Raw genomic sequence first — 1,054 nt, 5'->3', positions numbered from 1 at the left:
CCGGAGGACGCGTTCCACGTCACCAGCCGCAGCACCGCCGCCCGCCGCCCGTGCGCCGTCTCAGGGCGCCAGCGGCGCGGCGTCGGCGTGCTCGTCGAGGTCCAGCAGCATCCGCCGGGCGTCCTCGACGATGGTGTCGTCGTCCAGGCGCACGCCCAGCAGCAGCCAGCGCGCCAGCGCCAGCTCCCCGGCCAGCCGCGCCCGGTGCAGCAGGTTCGGGTCCGGGCCCTCGCCGCGGCGGTGCGCGTACGCCTCCAGCACCGACTCCAGCGCGTCGCCGTCGGCCCCCACCGCGAGCCACGCGAAGTCGTCGGCGGGGTCGGCGACCTTCGCCTCCGACCAGCCGAGCACGCCCACGACGGCGCCGCCCCGGACGAGGACGTGCTCGGCCATCAGGTCGCCGTGCACGGGCACCGGCGCGAAGCGCCAGCGGGGCACGTCCTCCATGAGGACCTCCCAGCGCGTCAGCAGCCGCGGCGGCACGTGCCCGGTGGCGGCGGCCCGGTCCAGCTCGGACAGCCGGCGCAGCCGGTACTCCTCGGGCTCGTAGACGGGGGCGCCGGCGTCGGCGAGGACGTCGCGGTCCAGCCCGTGCACGGCGGCCAGCGCACCGCCGAGGGCGGCGGCCAGCCCGGGACCGGGCTGCAGCTCGTCGGGGTGCAGCGGACCGCCCGGCAGGGAGCGGTGCACGAGGCACTGCCCGCCCTCGGGCAGCTCCACCACGCCCTCCTGCACGGGCACCGCGAAGGGCAGCACGCCCGCCAGCGCCCGCAGCAGCCGCAGCTCCACGTCCATCGCCGCGCCGGCCGCGGGGCGGGCGGGGGCGCGGACGGTCCAGCGCCGGTCCTCGGCGTCGAGGAGCACGGCGACCGAGAAGTCACCGCCGTCGCCGTCGCCCGGCCCGACGGCCACGACGTCGAGGCCGCGCACGGCAGCGGTCGCGAGGGCGGCGAGCGCGGGCGGTGTTCGGTGCGGCACGCCCCCACGGTATTGCGCGGGGAGGCCGCGGTCGCGGATCGGGGTGCCGGACGCGCGCACCGGGTGCGCGGGACGG

1 protein-coding gene is annotated in these 1,054 nt (G+C 79.2%); it reads right to left on the bottom strand.

Features of this window, described 5'->3' with window-relative positions; all coding sequences use genetic code 11:
- Positions 1-60: 60 nt before the first annotated feature.
- Positions 61-978 carry a phosphotransferase gene (locus ABEB16_RS22005; protein ID WP_345714300.1) on the bottom strand — a complete coding sequence of 306 codons (918 nt, stop codon included), beginning with the start codon at positions 976-978 and terminating at the stop codon, positions 61-63.
- Between the last annotated feature and the right edge of the window lie 76 nt (positions 979-1,054).

Origin of the sequence: Kineococcus glutinatus, from assembly GCF_039542765.1 — a bacterium.
In the GTDB taxonomy this organism is placed as follows: domain Bacteria; phylum Actinomycetota; class Actinomycetes; order Actinomycetales; family Kineococcaceae; genus Kineococcus_A; species Kineococcus_A glutinatus.
The sequence above is the reverse complement of the archived record's forward strand: the minus strand, read 5'-3'. Positions and strand labels throughout refer to the sequence as shown.